General features: G+C 72.0%; 17 protein-coding genes. 2 read left to right on the top strand and 15 right to left on the bottom strand.

The window, feature by feature from the left end:
- Positions 1 to 4 precede the first annotated feature (4 nt).
- The 3 genes from AB3M81_RS10600 to AB3M81_RS10590 form a co-directional block, all read right to left on the bottom strand.
- Positions 5 to 1,015, bottom strand: coding sequence for a serine hydrolase domain-containing protein (locus AB3M81_RS10600; RefSeq protein ID WP_412903875.1), 1,011 nt, complete (start codon positions 1,013 to 1,015; stop codon positions 5 to 7).
- A gap of 90 nt (positions 1,016 to 1,105) precedes the next feature.
- Positions 1,106 to 2,611 (bottom strand): succinyl-CoA:acetate CoA-transferase ScpC, encoded by a 1,506-nt coding sequence (gene scpC, locus AB3M81_RS10595; protein ID WP_412903874.1) that lies wholly within the window; start codon positions 2,609 to 2,611, stop codon positions 1,106 to 1,108.
- Between the two features lie 12 nt (positions 2,612 to 2,623).
- The gene (locus AB3M81_RS10590) at positions 2,624 to 3,019 is read right to left on the bottom strand and encodes a thioredoxin family protein (protein ID WP_412903873.1); all 396 of its coding nucleotides are present in this window, start codon (positions 3,017 to 3,019) and stop codon (positions 2,624 to 2,626) included.
- 79 nt (positions 3,020 to 3,098) lie between these two features.
- Between AB3M81_RS10590 and AB3M81_RS10585 the strand changes: the two genes are divergently transcribed.
- On the top strand, positions 3,099 to 4,205 hold the full coding sequence (locus AB3M81_RS10585) for a PQQ-dependent sugar dehydrogenase (protein ID WP_412903872.1): 1,107 nt from the start codon (positions 3,099 to 3,101) through the stop codon (positions 4,203 to 4,205).
- 263 nt (positions 4,206 to 4,468) lie between these two features.
- On the opposite strand, the gene AB3M81_RS10580 is transcribed toward AB3M81_RS10585, so the two are convergent.
- The 5 genes from AB3M81_RS10580 to AB3M81_RS10560 all read right to left on the bottom strand — a co-directional run bounded on the left by AB3M81_RS10580 (position 4,469) and on the right by AB3M81_RS10560 (position 8,949).
- Positions 4,469 to 4,672 (bottom strand): cold-shock protein, encoded by a 204-nt coding sequence (locus tag AB3M81_RS10580; RefSeq protein ID WP_412903871.1) that lies wholly within the window; start codon positions 4,670 to 4,672, stop codon positions 4,469 to 4,471.
- Between the two features lie 381 nt (positions 4,673 to 5,053).
- The gene (locus tag AB3M81_RS10575; protein ID WP_412903870.1) at positions 5,054 to 6,343 is read right to left on the bottom strand and encodes an MFS transporter; all 1,290 of its coding nucleotides are present in this window, start codon (positions 6,341 to 6,343) and stop codon (positions 5,054 to 5,056) included.
- A complete protein-coding gene (locus tag AB3M81_RS10570) occupies positions 6,330 to 6,752 on the bottom strand; it encodes a MarR family winged helix-turn-helix transcriptional regulator (protein WP_412903869.1) in 423 nt (140 codons plus the stop codon). Before AB3M81_RS10570 ends, AB3M81_RS10575 begins: the two co-directional genes overlap by 14 nt.
- Positions 6,753 to 6,785: 33 nt before the next feature.
- The gene (locus AB3M81_RS10565; protein WP_412903868.1) at positions 6,786 to 7,583 is read right to left on the bottom strand and encodes an exodeoxyribonuclease III; all 798 of its coding nucleotides are present in this window, start codon (positions 7,581 to 7,583) and stop codon (positions 6,786 to 6,788) included.
- A 118-nt stretch (positions 7,584 to 7,701) separates the two neighbouring features.
- On the bottom strand, positions 7,702 to 8,949 hold the full coding sequence (locus tag AB3M81_RS10560) for a geranylgeranyl reductase family protein (protein ID WP_412903867.1): 1,248 nt from the start codon (positions 8,947 to 8,949) through the stop codon (positions 7,702 to 7,704).
- Between the two features lie 68 nt (positions 8,950 to 9,017).
- On the opposite strand from AB3M81_RS10560, the gene AB3M81_RS10555 reads away from it, so the two are divergent.
- Positions 9,018 to 9,737, top strand: a complete 720-nt coding sequence (locus tag AB3M81_RS10555) for a queuosine precursor transporter (RefSeq protein WP_412903866.1) — start codon at positions 9,018 to 9,020, stop codon at positions 9,735 to 9,737.
- On the opposite strand, the gene tgt is transcribed toward AB3M81_RS10555, so the two are convergent.
- The 7 genes from tgt to AB3M81_RS10520 all read right to left on the bottom strand — a co-directional run bounded on the left by tgt (position 9,738) and on the right by AB3M81_RS10520 (position 17,589).
- Positions 9,738 to 10,937 (bottom strand): tRNA guanosine(34) transglycosylase Tgt, encoded by a 1,200-nt coding sequence (tgt, locus tag AB3M81_RS10550; RefSeq protein WP_412903865.1) that lies wholly within the window; start codon positions 10,935 to 10,937, stop codon positions 9,738 to 9,740. It lies immediately after the preceding gene.
- 51 nt (positions 10,938 to 10,988) lie between these two features.
- On the bottom strand, positions 10,989 to 11,393 hold the full coding sequence (locus AB3M81_RS10545) for a tetratricopeptide repeat protein (RefSeq protein WP_412903864.1): 405 nt from the start codon (positions 11,391 to 11,393) through the stop codon (positions 10,989 to 10,991).
- Positions 11,394 to 11,448: 55 nt separating this feature from the next.
- A complete protein-coding gene (locus tag AB3M81_RS10540; RefSeq protein WP_412903863.1) occupies positions 11,449 to 12,111 on the bottom strand; it encodes a hypothetical protein in 663 nt (220 codons plus the stop codon).
- 48 nt (positions 12,112 to 12,159) lie between these two features.
- Entirely contained in the window at positions 12,160 to 13,311 is a 1,152-nt protein-coding gene (locus tag AB3M81_RS10535) for a cystathionine gamma-synthase (RefSeq protein ID WP_412903862.1), read from the bottom strand.
- Positions 13,308 to 14,681, bottom strand: a complete 1,374-nt coding sequence (locus AB3M81_RS10530; protein WP_412903861.1) for a cystathionine beta-synthase — start codon at positions 14,679 to 14,681, stop codon at positions 13,308 to 13,310. Before AB3M81_RS10530 ends, AB3M81_RS10535 begins: the two co-directional genes overlap by 4 nt.
- Positions 14,682 to 14,812: 131 nt before the next feature.
- On the bottom strand, positions 14,813 to 17,179 hold the full coding sequence (gene secD / locus AB3M81_RS10525) for a protein translocase subunit SecD (RefSeq protein ID WP_412903860.1): 2,367 nt from the start codon (positions 17,177 to 17,179) through the stop codon (positions 14,813 to 14,815).
- 56 nt (positions 17,180 to 17,235) lie between these two features.
- A complete protein-coding gene (locus AB3M81_RS10520) occupies positions 17,236 to 17,589 on the bottom strand; it encodes a hypothetical protein (RefSeq protein WP_412903859.1) in 354 nt (117 codons plus the stop codon).
- Position 17,590: the final 1 nt, after the last annotated feature.

Raw genomic sequence — 17,590 nt, 5'->3', positions numbered from 1 at the left:
GAGGTCAGCTCGGACGCAGGCCCTCCAGCACGGCGCCGGTGAAGCCGTCGAACGTCAGGTCCTCGGGACCCGCGGGCTTGGGACCCAGGCGCACGGCGACGACGTCCTCCGACGGCACGACGGCGAGCAGCTGGTTGCCCCAGCCGAGCGCCCAGAACGCGTCGGCGGGCGCCCCCGGGGCGAGCCGCCCGCGGTAGGGCTCGCGGTCCTGCTCGAAGCCGGCCGCGCGGCGCACCTCGACCACGCGGCCCTGCGCGTTGGTCCACCACAGCAGGCCGTAGGCCGCGTTCAGGTCCGAGGACGGCGTGGTCAGCTCGGCGACCGCCTCAGCCGGGACGAGCTGCCGGCCGCCGAACCGTCCGCCGTCGCGCATGAGCACGCCGAGGCGCGCGAGGTCCGCGCACGAGGAGACGATCCCGGCGTACGTCTTCACGTGGCCGGCGCCGTCGCGCTCCCACGAGGTGTCGGTCAGGCCCAGGGGCTCGAACAGGCGCGCGCGGGCGAACGCCTCGGGGTCGCCGACGGCCGACTCCAGCACGGCGGACAGCAGCTGGCTCGCGAGGTTGTCGTACCGCCAGGCCGTGCCCGGGGGATCGGCCTGTCCGACGGCGAGCGCGGCCGCCGTCTGGTCGCCCGAGCGGATCATCGCGGTGTCGAGGGCTTCGGTCCACGTCCGGCCCGACGTCATGGACATCAGGTGCCGAACGGTGACGTCCGCGGACTCGCGCGGCCAGTCGCGCACGTGCCGCGCGACCGGGTCGTCGAGGCCGAGGGCGCCCTCCTGCGCGACGATGGCCAGCAGGACCGCCGTGACCGACTTGGTGATCGAGTAGACCCGGCGCGTCGCGTGGCGCGATCCCGCCGGGTGCTCGTGCACGACCTCGTCCCCGCGCATCACGAGGGTGCACGTCGAGCCGGTCCGGTCGGCCAGCCCGCGCAGCCGCGTGAAGTCGGGCGGGGGAGTGGGGGTCGGGCTCGGCGGCACCGAGACGGTCGGCAGCGAGGCGTCGGACAAGGCGGTCCTCCCGGGGGACTCGACACGTGCAGGCGGTGAGCAGGCAGGCGAGGGCCACGACGACGGCGGCGAGCCGGGCCGGCACGGCGGTCACATGCGGCCGGTGTCGAGGTACCGCTGGTGCCACGAGAGCGCCTCGTCCAGCAGGTGCGGGGTGTGGCGCGCGGTGGGCCGCGCGGCCAGGGCCCGCTCGAGGTAGTCGCGCAGCTGCGGCCGGAAGTCCGGGTGCGCGCAGTTGTCGATGATCCGCTCGGCCCGTGCCCGCGGCGACAGGCCGCGCAGGTCCGCCAGCCCCTGCTCGGTGACGATGACGTGCACGTCGTGCTCGGTGTGGTCGACGTGGCTGACCATCGGCACGATCGCCGAGATCGCTCCGTTCTTCGCCGTGGACGGCGTCAGGAAGAAGTTCAGGTAGGCGTTGCGGGCGAAGTCGCCGCTGCCGCCGATGCCGTTCATGACGGCGCTGCCCATGACGTGCGTCGAGTTGACGTTGCCGTAGATGTCGGCCTCGATCATGCCGTTCATCGCGATGATGCCGAGCCGGCGGACGATCTCGGGGTGGTTCGAGATCTCCTCGCTGCGCAGCAGGATGCGGCCCTTGTACCCGTTGATGTTCTCGCGGAAGCGCGTCATGCCCTCGCGCGAGAGGCCGAACGAGGCGGTGGACGCGGCGCGCATCGTGCCGCTGTCGAGCAGGTTCAGCATGCCGTCCTGCAGCACCTCGGTGTACGCCACCAGCGAGGTGAACTCCGACTCGTCGAGGCCCTGCAGCACGGCGTTGGCGACGTTGCCGACGCCGGACTGGAGCGGGAGCAGCTCGGGAGGCATGCGGCCGGCGCCGACCTCACCGCGCAGGAAGTCCAGGGCATGGCGGGCGATCGCCCGCGACACCTCGTCGGGCGCGGAGAACGCCGCGCCGACGTCGGGCTCGTCGGTCTCGATGACCGCCACGACCTTCGCCGGGTCGACGTACAGGTAGGGCTCGCCGATCCGCTGCATCGGCTCGGTGAGCACGAGCGGGCGGCGGTGGGGTGGCAGCGCCGTGCCGCGGTAGATGTCGTGGAAGCCCTCGAACTCGCGGGGCTGCCAGCGGTTGACCTCGAGGATCACCTTGTCGGCCTGGTCGAGCCAGGTCTTGTTGTTGCCGACCGAGCTGCCGGGCACGAGGAGCCCTTCGGGCAGCACCGCCGTCACCTCGATGACGGCCACGTCGAGCGGGCCGTAGAAGCCGAACCACATCTGCTGCGCGGAATGACTCAGGTGGGCGTCGACGTAGTCGACCTCGCCGGCGTTGATCTGCTGGCGCAGCGAGGGATCGGAGTTGTACGGCAGCCGCGTGGAGATCGCGTGCGCCTCGGCCAGCACCCCGTCGGCCTGCGGGGCCGTCGACGCGCCCGTCCACAGTCCGATGCGGAAGTCCTCGCCCGCCGCGTGGGCCGCCTGGGCCCGCGCGGCGAGCGCGGAGGGCACGGCCTTGGGGTAGCCGGCGCCGGTGAATCCGCTCATGCCGACGTTGTCGCCGGGACGGATGAACGCCACGGCCTCCTCGGCACTCATGACGCGTGAGGACAGGACGGGGCACGTCACACGGCTCATGAGCCGATCATTTCAGGCGGTGGTGTCGCCCGTCACGCCGGTGCCCTCGGCCTCCTGCGCCGCGATCTCGCGACGGACCTGGTCCATGTCGAGGGCGCGCACCTGGCCGATGATGTCGTCGAGGGCGCTCGCCGGCAGCGCGCCCGGCTGGGCGTACAGCAGGATGCCGTCGCGGAACGCCATGAGCGTCGGGATGGACGAGATCTGCACGGCGGCGGAGAGCTCCTGCTCGGCCTCGGTGTCGATCTTGGCGAACGTGATGTCGGGGTGCTTCTCGCTGGCGGCCTCGTAGACGGGCGCGAACTGCATGCAGGGTCCGCACCATCCGGCCCACCAGTCCACGAGCGTGATGCCGTCGCCGGTCACCGTCTCCTGGAACGTCTCTGCGGTGAGGTTGATCGTGGTCATGATGGCCTTTCCTCGGGGATGTTCCGGAACAACGTTCTCCTCCACTGTGGCATTCCTGCGGTTGCGGCACGATGGCTGCATGGACCGCAGGCACCTGATCCTCGGTGGGACGGCCCTCGGCGCGGCATGGCTGGCCGGGTGCCGCTCGGACGAGAGCGAGCCGTCGCCCAGTCCGTCGACGAGCCCCTCCGCGACGCCGAGCCCGTCGCCGACGTCGGCCGCCCCGCGGCCGATCGAGCCTCGCGTCGAGGGCACGATCGCGACGGGCCTCAACGTGCCGTGGGCGATCGTGTTCCTGTCCGACGGGACGGCGCTCGTGACGCAGCGGGACGAGGGCTCGATCGTGCGGGTGACGGCGGACGGCGACGTCACGAAGGTCGGTGACGTGCCCGGCGTCGCGCCCGGGGGAGAGGGCGGCCTGCAGGGACTGGCGGTCGCCCCCGGCGACGAGTCGGCCCTGTACGCGTACCTCACGAGCGAGGAGGACAACCGGGTCGTGCGCCTGGAGTTCGACGGCGAGCGACTGGGCCGCGCCGAGCCGATCCTCACGGGGCTGCGCAAGGCGTTCAACCACCAGGGCGGCGCGCTCACGTTCGACCGCGCGGGCCACCTGTTCGTGGCCGTCGGCGACGCGGCCGATCCGGGCACGGCGCAGGACCGCGACCCGCTGAACGGCAAGATCCTGCGCATCGACACGCAGGGCCGTCCGGTCGACGGCAATCCGTTCGGGAACGAGGTCTGGTCCTACGGGCACCGCAACGTCGAGGGGCTGGCCTGGGACGGGTCCGGACGACTCTGGGCCAGCGAGTTCGGCGACAAGTCCGCGGACGAGGTCAACCGCATCGTCAAGGGCGGCAACTACGGCTGGCCCGACGTCGAGGGCCGGGGCGGTGGCGAGGGCGTCCGGCAGCCGCTCGCGACGTGGGACGTGGCCGAGGCGTCACCGGCCGGGATCGCGATCAGCGGCGATCGAGCGTTCGTCGCCGCGTTGCGCGGGCAGCGGCTGTGGCAGGTGCCGCTGGACGGCGGCGAGCCCCGCGCCTTCCTCACGCAGGAGCACGGCCGGCTGCGCTCCGTGGCCGTCGCACCGGACGGATCGCTGTGGCTCGGGACGTCCAACACGGACGGCCGCGCGACCCCGCGGCGCGGTGACGATCGACTGCTGCGTGTAGCAATCTCCGCGTGAGAAACCTCTGGATTTCCGGGCAGGTCGGAGGTTATGGTCGAGGACAGGGAACGGCCCGGACATCGGCGTCAGAGGAATGCAGCGCCTCGGGGTCTCGCACCCGCGTCCGTCCGGTTCCTCCCCGGCCGCTCGTGTCCGCTTCGGAACACGGGACCGGCCGCGGCATCGCCGCAACTGTGAGTCCGGCTCCCTCCCGGCACTGACAGCAAGAACCCCACCACCGCGAGGTGGTGGGGTTCTTGACGTGGTGCGAACGACCTCGCTCAGAGCGGGCGGATGTTCGCCGCCTGCAGGCCCTTCTGGCCCTGCTCGACGTCGAACTCGACCTTCTGGTTCTCGTTCAGCGAGCGGTAGCCGCTGGACTGGATCGCGGTGTAGTGCGCGAACACGTCCTCGCCGCCGTCGTCGGGGGCGATGAAGCCGAAGCCCTTGTCGGCGTTGAACCACTTGACGGTTCCGGTGGCCATGGTCTTTCTCCTCTGATTCTCCTGGCGAGAGTCGGTCGCGATCTTCACGGCCGACGGTCGCGACGCACATCCAACACGCGAGAGGAACCACGCCCCGAGGGGTACTGCATCCTTTTGCTGTCCAACGTCGTGCAACTGGGCACCACCCTACGGCACCACGAGCCCCCGGGGTCCACCCCTTGAGAAGGCGTGGCCGTAAATATCTGATGAACCGTGGCGCGAATATCCGGTGAACCGTCGCGCGTCGGCGACATCGGAATGACTACGCCGGTATAGTCAGGAAGAACCACGCGCAAGCGCTGTGGTCAGCCGGCCGACTCGTGCCGGCCATGCGGGGGGCGTGCATCCGGGGGGACGGCGCGTCCCCCGCGCCTTTGCGGGTCAGCGGCCCCGCACGGCCTCCACCTCGTCGATCGCACCGGGGGCGCCGCCGAACTCGTCGGCGACCTGGCCGGCCACGTCCTCGACGTCCTGCGCCGCGTGGCCGTCCTCGTCCATCCCGGCGTCCGCCGCGGCGAGGGCGCGATGGTTCGTCGCCAGCACGCCGACGGCGCCCAGTGCGGTCACGACCGCGAGCGCGAACGGCACGTGCAGGTTGGAGACCTCGACCAGCTTGCCCGCCGCGAACGGGGCCAGGCCACCGCCGATGAAGCGGACGAACCCGTACGCGGCCGACGCCACGGGGCGCTCGACGGGCGAGATCATCATGACGGCCTGCGTCGTGAGGGTGTTGTTGATGCCGATGAAGACGCCCGAGACGATCACCGCGACGACGAGCACCGTGCGGTGCTCGGGGAAGGCGGCGATGAACGCGAGGACGATCGCGAAGCCGGTCAGCGCGCCGTACAGCGAGCGCGCCGTGCCGAACCGGGCCTGCAGCCGCGGAGCGCCCAGCACCGAGAAGATCGCCACGAAGATGCCCCAGCCGAAGAACACCCAGCCCAGCTGGAGCGGCTCGAGCTCCATCGGGAACGGCGCGTAGCCCAGCATCGTGAAGAACGACCAGTTGTAGAGCAGGGCCGCCAGGCTCATGAGGAACAGCCCGCGGTGGCGCAGGGCCGCGAGCGGGGCGCGCAGGGACGTGCGCCGCTCGGGCAGGGGAGTGGCCGGCAGCAGCAGCGCGGTGGCGACGAGCGCGACGAACATGAGCACGGCCACGCCGTAGAACGGACCACGCCAGCTGATGTCGCCCAGCACGCCGCCGACGACCGGACCGGCGGCGATGCCGAGGCCGAGGGCCGCCTCGTAGAGGATGATCGCGCCGGCGAACCCGCCGCGCGCGCTCGAGACGATCGCGGCGAGGCTCGTGGCGATGAACAGCGCGTTGCCCAGGCCCCAGCCCGCGCGGAACGCGACGATGCCGCTGATGCTCGTGGCCGACCCCGCGAGCGCCGCGAACACGACGATGACGGCGAGACCGACGATCAGGGTGCGCTTGGCGCCGATGCGGCTGGAGACCCAGTTCGAGACCAGCATCATGACGGCCGTGACGACGAGGTAGCTGGTGAACAGCAGCGTCGCCTGGCTCGGCGTGGCGTCGAGCTCCTCGGCGAGCGCGGGCAGGATCGGGTCGACCAGGCCGATTCCCATGAAGGAGATGACGCAGGCGAAGGCGACCGCGTAGACGGCCTTGGGCTGGCGGAACAGGTGGGTGGGCTCAGCGTGACTCATGCAGCTCCGTGACGTGGGCGAGGGCGGGCAGGGCGGCGACGAGCGCGTCGTGGTCCTCGGGGGACAGGCGCGCCAGGGTGGCGCGCAGCGCGTCGTCCTGCAGTCGGCGGCGCTCGTCGATGACGCGCACGCCCGCCTCGGTGACCGAGATCAGCGTGGCGCGCGCGTCGGCGGGGTCGGCCGCGCGGGTGACCAGGCCCTGCGCCTCGAGGCGCTGGACGAGGTTGGTCATCGCGGGCTGCGACACGGCCTCGCGCTCGGCCAGGACCGTGATCCGCTGGGCGCCCTCGAGGCGCAGCACGCTCAGGGTGCTGGCCGCGGCACGGCTGACCGTGCCCTGGGGCAGGTGCCGGGCGATCGCGGCGGCGAGCTCGCGCAGCGTGGGCGCGAGGAGGTCGTCCGAATGCATAACCTCATTATATCACGAGGTTATGCATCTGGCTCAGAGGTCGTAGTCGATCGTGAGCGGGGCGTGGTCGGACCAGCGCTCGCCCCAGCTGGCGGCGCGGTCGACGGTCGCCTCGACCGCCGCCTTGGCCAGCTCGGGCGTCGCGATCTGGTAGTCGATGCGCCAGCCCGTGTCGTTGTCGAACGCCTGCCCGCGCATCGACCACCACGTGTACGGGCCGTCGACCGGCCCGGCCAGCTGGCGGTGCACGTCGTACCAGCCCAGGTCGCCGAAGAAGCGGTCGAAGTACGCGCGCTCCTCGGGCAGGAAGCCGGACTTCTTGACGTTGCCCTTCCAGTTGCGGATGTCGAGCTCGGTGTGGCCGACGTTGAGGTCGCCCGTGACGAGCGCGTGGCCGTCCATGCCGCCGAGCTCGGCCATGCGCTCGGTCATCGCGTCGAGGAAGCGGTACTTGTCGTCCTGCTTCGGGGTGCCGGCCTCGCCGGAGTGGACGTAGACGCTGACGACCGTGAGCACCGAGCCGTCGGCGAGCGTGAGGTCGGACTCGATCCAGCGGCCGGCGTCGTCGAAGTACTCGTCGCCGTTGCCGACGCGGTGGCTGGTGGGCTCGAGGCGGCTGATGACCGCGACGCCGGCGCGGCCCTTGGCCGCGGCCTCGGTGTGCACGACGTGGTAGCCGCTGCCCTCGAGGAGCTCGTGCACGACCTCGTCGGGCGCCCGGACCTCCTGCAGCGTGACGACGTCGGCGTCACGCGCCGACAGCCAGTCCTGCATGCCCTTGCGCCACGCGGCGCGGATGCCATTGACGTTGACGGTTGCGATCCTCAGCACCGGACGAGGCTACCGGCCGGCCCCGACAACTTCTGGAACGGGATCCACCGTCTGCGGCCGGGCGAACGTGCAACGCGTTCCGAAAGTCGCGAGCGGCCGGCGGAGGTCGCTCGCCCCGTCAGCCGGAGAAGGGCGGGCGCTCGTCGAGGCGGATCGAGCGGCGCCCGGCCCAGCGCCAGACGCGGGCCGTGAGGTCGCGGTCCTCGTCCGTGACGAGGTTGCCCATGACCCGCAGCGCGATCGTCATCAGGGCGTGCGAGCGCATGCCGACCGGGCCGGCCGTGGGCAGCAGGTGCGGCACGGTGAGCAGGCCCGCGAGGCGCCGCGCGATCGAGAACGCGGGACCGTAGTGCGCGGTCAGCAGGGCGGGCCACGACTCGGCGGGGGAGTCGCCCAGCGCGAGCAGCTCGGCGCCGAGGCGGCCCGTCTCGAGGCCGTAGTCGATGCCCTCGCCGTTGAGCGGGTTGACGCAGCCGGCGGCGTCGCCGACGAGGATCCAGTTCGGCCCCGCGACGCCCGACACGGCACCACCCATCGGCAGCAGCGCCGAGGTCGGCATGCGCAGGTCCCCGGCCAGGTCCCAGTCCTCGCGGCGCAGCGTGGCGTAGAACTCCATGAGCGGACGGATCTGGATCTTCGCGGGGCGCTTCGCCGTGGCCAGCGCGCCGACGCCGAGGTTCACCTCGCCCGCGCCGAGGGGGAAGATCCAGCCGTACCCGGGCAGCAGCTCGCCGTCGGGGCCGCGCAGCTCGAGGTGCGAGGAGATCCACGGGTCGTCGCCGCGGCCCGACTTCACGTAGCTGCGGCCGGCGACGCCGTACGCGGTCTCGCGGTGCCACTCGCGGCCCAGCACCCGGCCGAGCGTGGAGCGCACGCCGTCGGCGACCACGACGCGGCGGCACGCGATGGTGTGGCGGCCGTCGGGAGTGTCGACCACGACGCCCGTGACGGAGCCGTCCGTGGCGCGCTCGACGTCGACGGCGCGCGCGCCCTCCACGCCGATCGCGCCGGCGTCGAGCGCGGCCTGCCGGATGCGGTCGTCGAGCTCGGTGCGCGGGACGGCCGATCCGTGGTCGGGCAACGAGCCGCCGGGCCACGGCAGCAGCAGCTCCTGGCCGAAGCCGGCCGCGCGCAGGCCCCGGTTGACCGTGTGGCTGCGGGCCCAGTCGCCCAGGTCGAGGCGGTCGAGCTCGGCGATCGCGCGCGGGGTGAGGCCGTCACCGCACGTCTTGTCGCGCGGGAACGTGGCCGCGTCGAGCAGCACGACGTCGAGCCCGTGGCGCGCCGCCCAGGCGGCGGCGGACGAGCCGGCGGGACCGGCCCCGACGACGAGGACGTCGGTGCTGGTGGGCAGGCTCTCGCGCATGTGGCGATTCTCCCATTCGGGGGAAGCAGGATCCGGGACCGGGTGCCGCGCGTGGGAGGATGGCGGCCATGTCCACCGCCCCCTCGCCAAGCCCCGACCGCGTCCGGTTCGCCGCCCGCGGCTCGAGCCACTTCGACGTCCTGCTCGCCATGTTCTGCGTCGTCATCGTCGTGTCCAACGTGGTCGCGACCAAGGCGGTCGAGGTCGGCTCCGGCTTGGTGACCCTCGGGCCCGTGCAGCTGTGGCCGCTCGTGCTGGACGGCGGCGTCGTGCTGTTCCCGCTGGCGTACGTGCTGGGCGACGTCATCTCCGAGGTCTACGGGCTGAAGGCGGCCCGCCGTGCGATCTGGACCGGCTTCGCGATGGCGCTGCTGGCCACCGTGACGTTCGCCGTGGTGCAGCTGCTGCCGACGGCGTCCTGGTACGAGAACCAGGACGCGTACGAGGCGGTCCTCGGCCCGGTCTCGCAGATCGTCCTGGCGAGCCTGGCCGGCTACCTCGCGGGCCAGTTCCTGAACTCGTGGGTGCTGGTGCGGATGAAGCAGCGCTGGGCCGAGCGCCGGCTCGTCGCGCGACTCGTCGGCTCCACGGGCGTGGGCGAGGTCGCCGACACGCTCATCTTCTGCTCGATCGCCGCCTCGGCGATCGGCATCACCACGGGTGGCGCCTTCGTCAACTACTTCGTCATGGGCGTGATCATGAAGGTCGCGGTCGAGCTCGCCGTCATGCCGGTGACCGTCCGCGTGATCGCGGCCCTCAAGCGGCGCGAGCCCAGCTACTACGCCTGATCAGCGACGGCCGGCGAGGTAGCGGCCGAGCCACTCGCGCTTGAGGTCGGCGAACTCGCCGGCCTCGATCGCCGCGCGCATCGAGTCCACGAGCCGCACGAAGAAGCGCTCGTTGTGGATCGAGCACAGCGTGGCGGCGTTGTACTCGTTCGCCTTGAACAGGTGGTGCAGGTACGCCTTCGTGTAGTGCGTGCACGTGTAGCAGTCGCAGCCGTCCTCGATCGGACCGAAGTCCCGTCGTGACGCGGCCACCATGAGGTTGTAGCGGCCGCTCGCGCTGTAGACGCGCGAGGAGCGCGCGACGCGGGTGGGCGTCACGCAGTCGAACGTGTCGCAGCCGGCCTCGACGCCCTCGAAGAGGTCCTCGGGCTCGCCGATGCCGAGCAGGTGGCGCGGGCGGTCGTCGGGCAGCTCGTCGGTCACCCAGCGCACGATCGTGCCGAGGCTCTCCTTCTCGATCGCGCCGCCGACGCCGTACCCGTCGAAGTCCAGCTCGCCGAGGCCGCGGGCCGCGCGCCGGCGCAGGTCCTCGTGCTGCGCGCCCTGCACGACGCCGTACAGCGCCTGGCGCGGACGGTCGGGGTGCTCGGCGCGCAGCCGCTCGATCTCGGCCAGGCACCGCTGCGCCCACGCCTGGGTCCGCTCGAGGGACTCGGCCTGGTACTCGTACGTGTTCATCAGCGTCGTCAGCTCGTCGAACGCGAAGATGATGTCGGCGCCGAGCTGGTGCTGGATGCGCATCGACACCTCGGGCGTGAAGCGGTGCCTGCTGCCGTCGAGGTGGCTCTTGAAGGTCACGCCGTCGTCGTCGACGTGCGCGAGGCGGTCCTTGCCCGGGGCGATGACGTCGTCGGCGGTGGTGCCGACCGAGTCCATCGCGAGGGTCTTCTGGAAGCCGGCGCCCAGGCTCAGCACCTGGAAGCCGCCCGAGTCGGTGAACGTCGGGCCGGGCCAGTTCATGAACGCGCCGAGGCCGCCGGCCTCCTCGACGATGTCGGCGCCGGGCTGCAGGTACAGGTGGTAGGCGTTCGACAGGATCGCCTGGCCGCCGAGCTGGGCGATCGACTCGGGCAGGACCGCCTTGACGGTGGCCTTCGTGCCGACGGGGATGAACGCGGGCGTGCGGATCTCGCCGTGCGGTGTCGTGATCGTGCCCGATCGTCCCGGGGCGTCCGGCAGGGTGCTTCCGAGGGTGAACACCTCACCATCCAAACAGACGGCCGCCGGGGAGCGATCCCCGGCGGCCGCACGTCACTCGGCGGGGCGGTCGACGAGCTCGACGCGGGTGGCGTCGCGCTCGCTCGCGCCCATCGCCGCCGCGAGCCGGTGGTGCACGGCACCCTCACGGTGGCGGCTCTGCCGGTCGAGCGCGAGGCCGAGGGCGGTCTGCGCCCAGGCGCTCGTGGGCTCCAGCTCGATCAGCGTGCGGAACGCCTGCTCGGCGGGGCCGAGGTGCGCCGCGGCGAAGTGCGCCCGGCCCAGCAGCTCCCACACCGCGGCGTTGCGCGGCTCGGCCTCGGTGACCGGGCCCAGGACACGGGCGGCCTCGCGCGGGTAGCGCGACTCCAGCAGGTCCTCGGCGTAGCGGAAGGCGTCGAAGGGCGTCATCGCCCGGATCGACTCCTCGGTCAGCGTGGGCTTCATCCAGATCGTCATCGGGCTCCTTTCACCGAAGAGGCACAACGACGCGGGTGCGCCGGTTGTTCCCGGCTCACTCTCCGCCGTCGAGGGGTGCCTGGGGAGCGTCCGGCGACGCCTCGGGGGAGGGCTCCACGGTCGGTGCCGTCTCGGGAGCCGGCGTCGGGGCGGTCGTCGGCGCGGGGGTGGTGGGCGCCGGCGTCCGGGGCGCGTCGTCCGTCGGCTCGGCGGTCGGCTCGGTCTCGTCGGCGGGGGCGTCGCGACGGTCCGACCCGCTGTCGCCGCCACCGGTCCACGGACGGCCGATCGAGGGGTTGTCCGCCTTGCCGAAGGCCGATCCGGTCGCCAGCTCGTAGCCGCCGATCAGCAGCAGCGCGGTGGCCAGAGCGGCCCCGGCCCACACGAGGGTGCGCTTCCACGGGAAGGCGCGGTCGGGCTCCTCGATCGTGAGCACCTCGCCCTCGGCGACGACGACCTCCTCGTCCTCGGCGCCGGACGCGTCCGCGGGCCGCGAGCGCGTGATCACGCTGCCGCTCTCGGTGATCAGGGTGGTGCCCCGATCGATGCCGCGGGCGTACATCGCCGAGGCGATCGAGGCGACGAGGCTGCCGACTGCCGCACCGATGATCGTGCCGGCCACGCCGAGGTACGACGCGACCCACGCCGAGGTCATCGCCGCGAGCGCACCGGCGATCAACTGCGGCCAGGACAGGCCGCCGAGAGGGCTCTTGCGCATGCTTTCGAGCCTAGCGACCGCAGTGGAACGGCCGCCGGCCCGAGCGCGTCACGCCAGCGCCTGCTCCAGGTCCGCCAGCAGGTCCTCGATGTCCTCGATGCCGACCGACAGGCGGACGAGGTCCTCGGGCACCTCGAGCTGCGAGCCGGCGGTCGAGGCGTGCGTCATCGCGCCCGGGTGCTCGATGAGCGACTCGATGCCGCCGAGGCTCTCGGCGAGGGTGAAGACCTTCGTGCGCGCGCACAGGTCGAGCGCCGCCTGGCGGCCACCCGCGAGTCGCAGCGAGATCATGCCGCCGAACCGGCGCATCTGCTTCGCGGCGACGTCGTGGCCGGGGTGGTCGACGAGGCCGGGGTAGCGGACCTCGCTGACGGCCGGGTGCTCCTGCAGCAGCTCGACGACGGCCTCGGCGTTGTCGCAGTGGCGCTCCATGCGCACGGCGAGGGTCTTGATGCCGCGCATCACCAGGTACGCGTCGAACGGCCCCGGCACGCCGCCGGCGCCGTTCTGCAGGAACGCGAACGCGGCGTCCAGCTCCTCGTCGTCCGTGACGAGAGCGCCGCCGACGACGTCGCTGTGGCCGCCGAGGTACTTCGTCGAGGAGTGCAGGACGATGTCCGCGCCGAGCGCGAGCGGCTGCTGCAGGTACGGCGAGGCGAACGTGCTGTCGACCAGCAGCTTCGCGCCGGCCGCGTGCGCGGCTTCGGCGGCACCGGCGATGTCGGCGATGTTGAGCAGCGGGTTGGTCGGCGTCTCGAGCCACACGAGCTTCGTGCGCTCGTTGATGGCCGCGGCGATCGCCTCGGGGTCGTTCACGGGCGCGGGGGTGTGGTCGATGCCCCACTGCGAGAAGACCTTGTCGATGAGCCGGAACGTGCCGCCGTACGCGTCGTCGGGGATGACCAGGTGGTCGCCGGGGCGCAGGATCGCGCGCAGCGCCGTGTCGGTCGCCGCCATGCCGGACGAGAACGCCCGGCCGTACGTGCCGCCGTCGAGCGCGGCCAGGTTCGCCTCGAGCGCCCGGCGCGTCGGATTGCCCGTCCGGGCGTACTCGAAGCCCTCGCGCATGCCGCCCACGCCGTCCTGGGCGAACGTCGAGCTGGCGTAGATCGGGATGTTGACCGCGCCGGTGCGCGGGTCGGGCATCTGCCCGGCGTGGATCGCCCGGGTAGAGAAGCCCTGCTGCGTGTCGTCGCTCATACGTGGACTCCCAACAGGTCGTGGCGGGTCAGGACGCCGAGCGGCTTGCCCTCGTCGACGACCATCAGGGCGTCGTTGTCCTTCAGGGCGGCCATGGCGTCCTCGAGGCCCTCGCCCGAGCCGATGATCGGCAGCGAGGGCTCCATGTGGTCGGCGACGGCGTCGGTCAGCTTGGCGCGGCCCTCGAAGACCGCGCTCACGAGCTCGCGCTCGCTCACGCTGCCGGCCACCTCGCCGATCACGACGGGCGGCTCGGCGCCCACGACCGGCATCTGCGAGACGTTGTACTCGCGCAGGATCTCGATCGCGTCGCGCACGGTCTCGGACGGGTGCGTGTGCACGAGCGCCGGCAGGTCGCCGCTCTTGCGTCGCAGGATGTCGATGACGTGGATGTCGTTCGCCGTGCCGGACAGCGGCGTGCGCAGGAAGCCGTACGAGGCCATCCAGTCGTCGTTGAAGATCTTCGACAGGTAGCCGCGGCCGCCGTCGGGCAGCAGCACGACCACGAGGTCGTCCGGCGTGAGTCGCTCGGCCACGCGGACGGCGGCCACGACCGCCATGCCGCACGAGCCGCCGACCAGCAGGCCCTCCTCGCGGGCGAGGCGGCGGGTCATGTCGAACGAGTCGGCGTCCGACACGGCGATGATCTCGTCGGAGATCTGGGGGTCGTAGGCGCTCGGCCAGAAGTCCTCGCCCACGCCCTCGACGAGGTACGGGCGACCTGTGCCGCCGGAGTACACCGAGCCCTCCGGGTCGGCGCCGATGACCTTGATGTCGGGGTTCTGCTGCTTGAGGTAGCGGCCGGCGCCCGTGATCGTGCCGCCCGTGCCGACACCGGCGACGAAGTGCGTCACCCGGCCGTCGGTGGCCTTCCAGATCTCGGGGCCGGTGCTCTCGAAGTGGCTGGCCGGGCCGGCGGGGTTGGAGTACTGGTCGGGCTTCCACGCGCCCTCGATCTCGCGCACGAGGCGGTCCGAGACGGAGTAGTAGGAGTCCGGGTGGTCCGGCGGGACGGCGGTGGGGCACACGACGACGCGCGCACCGTACGCCTTGAGGGTGTTGCGCTTGTCCTCGCTGACCTTGTCGGGGCACACGAACACGCACTTGTAGCCGCGCTGCTGGGCCACCAGGGCCAGGCCGACGCCGGTGTTGCCCGAGGTGGGCTCGACGATCGTGCCGCCCGGCTTGAGGGCGCCGGAGGCCTCGGCCTCGTCGACCATCTTGACCGCGATGCGGTCCTTGGAGCTGCCGCCGGGGTTCAGGTACTCGAGCTTGGCGACGACGGTGGCGCCACCTTCGGGTACGACGGAGTTCAGCCGGACTAGGGGAGTGTCGCCGATGAGGTCGACCACGTGGTTCGCGATGGCCATGCCCCCATCATGTCACCGCACTCCCGAGCCGACCGGACGGGACTCGTGGGCCCCAGCGGTCACAGCAGTACGGCCCCGCGAGCGGTTGCTCGCGGGGCCGCACCGACGGTGTGCCGAGGTGACGACGCGGGTCAGACGACCGCGCCGCCGTCCTCGGGCAGGCCGCGCCCGTCGCCGATGTGCGAGTACGGGTCGGCGTACTTGCGCTTGTCCTTGTCCGGGTTGTACGGCCAGCGCTCCTCGAGCAGCAGGCCGAGCGTCGCCGCCGTGAAGACGGTGGACAGGTGGCCGAACAGCAGGCCCAGCAGCACCGCGATCGAGAAGTCGCGCAGCGAGTCGCCGCCCAGGATCGCCAGCGCCGCGAGGATGAACGTGGCGCCGCTCGCGGTGTTGATCGTGCGCGGGATCGTCGACAGGATCGCCTCGTTGACCATCTCGCGCAGCGGGATGTCGGCGTTCCTGGTGCGTTCTCGGATGCGGTCGAGCACGACGATCGAGTCGTTCACGGCCAGGCCGATGATGGACAGGATCGCCGCCAGGAACACGCCGTCGATCGGCTTGCCCCACCAGGCGAAGACGCCCACGACCGCGAGCACGACCGAGGCCATCGAGACGATGGCGGCCGCGGCCCACGTCCAGCGGAAGCGCCAGGCCAGGTAGATCATCTGCGCGGCCACGGCGATGAGGAACGCCAGGATCGCCTTGTTGCGCAGCTCCTTGCCCAGGGTCGGGTCGATCGTGTCGGAGCGGATCTGCTCGGTCGCGCCGCCGACCTTCTCGATCGAGGTGCGGACCTCCTCGGCCTCGGCGTCGCTGATCTTGGGCAGGCGCACCGAGATGTTCTCCGAGCCGTCGCTCGAGGAGGCCTGGACGACCGCCTCGGGGAAGCCGGCGTCGGCGACGGCGTCGCGCGCCTGGTCGGGCGTGACGACCTTGGCCGTGGAGTACTCCAGCTGGCGGCCGCCGGCGAACTCGACGCCGAGGTTGAGGTCGCGGACCACGATGCCGCCGATCGCGACGACCGCGATGCCGAGCGAGACCGCGACCCACATGCCGGCGCGACGAACCAGGTAGGGACCGTGCTCGTTGAGCCAGCGGCGGACGCTGGAGATGCCCGCGATGCCGGAGGCCTGAGGGTGGTGGCGGATCCAGCCGCGCTTGACCAGCCACTCGGTCAGCCAGCGCGCCACGACCAGGGCGGAGAACATCGACGCGATGACACCGATGGTCAGCGTGACGCCGAAGCCCTTGACCGGGCCGGCGGACAGGAAGAACAGCAGCAGCGCGGCCAGGATCGTCGTGACGTTGGAGTCGATGATCGCGGACCAGGCCTTCGAGAAGCCCGTCGTCAGCGCCGACAGCAGGCCGGCCTTCGGATTCTCGTGGTACTCCTCACGCGCTCTCTCGTAGACGAGGACGTTGGCGTCGATGGCCAGGCCGATCGCGAGCACGAAGCCCGCCAGGCCCGGCAGGGTCAGGGTCGCCCCCATCAGCACGAGCGCTCCGTAGGAGACGAGTGCGTAGACGCACAGCGCGATCGTGGCCATGACGCCGGTCAGGCGGTAGATGAAGATGATGAACAGGCCGGTCAGCGCGAGGCCGATGATCGAGGCCTGGACGGAGTCGTCGATGGCGGCCTTGCCCAGCGTGGGGCCGACGGTGCGCTGGTCGATGATCTCGACCGGGACCGGCAGCGCGCCGCCCTTGATCAGCGCGGCGAGGTCGTTGGCCGTGGTCTGCGTGAAGTCGCCGGTGATGCTGGTCGAGCTGCCGCCGCCGGACTGGCACAGCTCGGGCACGATGCCGGGCGAGGAGATCACCTTGTCGTCGAGGACGATCGCGATGCGGTTGCCGGCGGCGGTGTTGGCGCAGGCGGACGTGACGAGGTCGCGCCAGGGCTGGCGGCCGGTCTTGTTGAACTCGACGTTGACGACCCACTGGTTCAGGCCCTGCTGCTGCATGCCCGCGTTGGCGTCGCCGATGCCGTTGCCGTCGAACGCGACGGGGCCCAGCAGCAGCGGCTGGCCCGACTCGTCGGGCAGGACGGACTCGCCCTTGGCGGGCTTGGTGTCCTCGGTGGCGGGGCTCTTGACCTCGCGGAACTCGAGCGTCGCGGTCTGGCCGATGACCTCGGCCGCCTTCGCCGGGTCCTGGACGTTGGGCAGCTCGACGATGATGCGGTTCTCGCCGGAGCGGGCGAGCGTGGGCTCGGAGACGCCCAGGGCGTCGACGCGGCCGCGCAGCACCTCGAGGGCGCGGTCGGTGGCCTCGGCGTCGGCCTCCACGCGGTCGGTGGACTTCGCCTCGAGCGTGATCTGCGTGCCGCCGCGCAGGTCCAGGCCGAGGTTGGGCTTCATCTGGAACGTGACGATCGCGGCGATCGCGATGACGGTGAGGCAGACGAGGCCGCGGACGAGGTTGGTGCGGGGGCCGCGCGGGGGCTTGGGCCGCTTGGGCTTCGCGGGCTTGGCAGGTCTGTTGGAGGTGTTCAGGGCCATGGTGGTCTCTCGGTGGTCGGACGTGGGCGTCCGGGAATGCGGGCGAGCGGGCTGGGTCAGAGCAGCCGCGCGGGAGGCGCCCGCCCGTTGGCGATGGTCGCGAGGGTGCCGTGCCCGGAGGCCAGGCGGGCGGCCGCGATCGCCGTGACGACGGCCGCCAGCAGGCTCAGCCCGGGGGCCAGCGTCGTGGCCGGCAGGTCCACGACGACGTGGTGATCGTCGTCCTGCGCCGACACGACGGTGGCGCGGTGCTGGCCGGACGTGCCGTCGGGGTCGGTGAGCGAGCTCGTGGTGCGCTCGGCGTCGGACCGGGTGAAGGACGCGGCCGCGACGAGGCCGACGACGCCGGCGAGCAGCACGGCGACGAGGGCGGCGACGAGCTGTCGCGCACCGCGGGTGGTCCGGATCACC

Source organism: Aeromicrobium jepli, from assembly GCF_047246605.1.
In the GTDB taxonomy this organism is placed as follows: domain Bacteria; phylum Actinomycetota; class Actinomycetes; order Propionibacteriales; family Nocardioidaceae; genus Aeromicrobium.
This window is presented reverse-complemented; position numbering and strand designations above follow the sequence as displayed.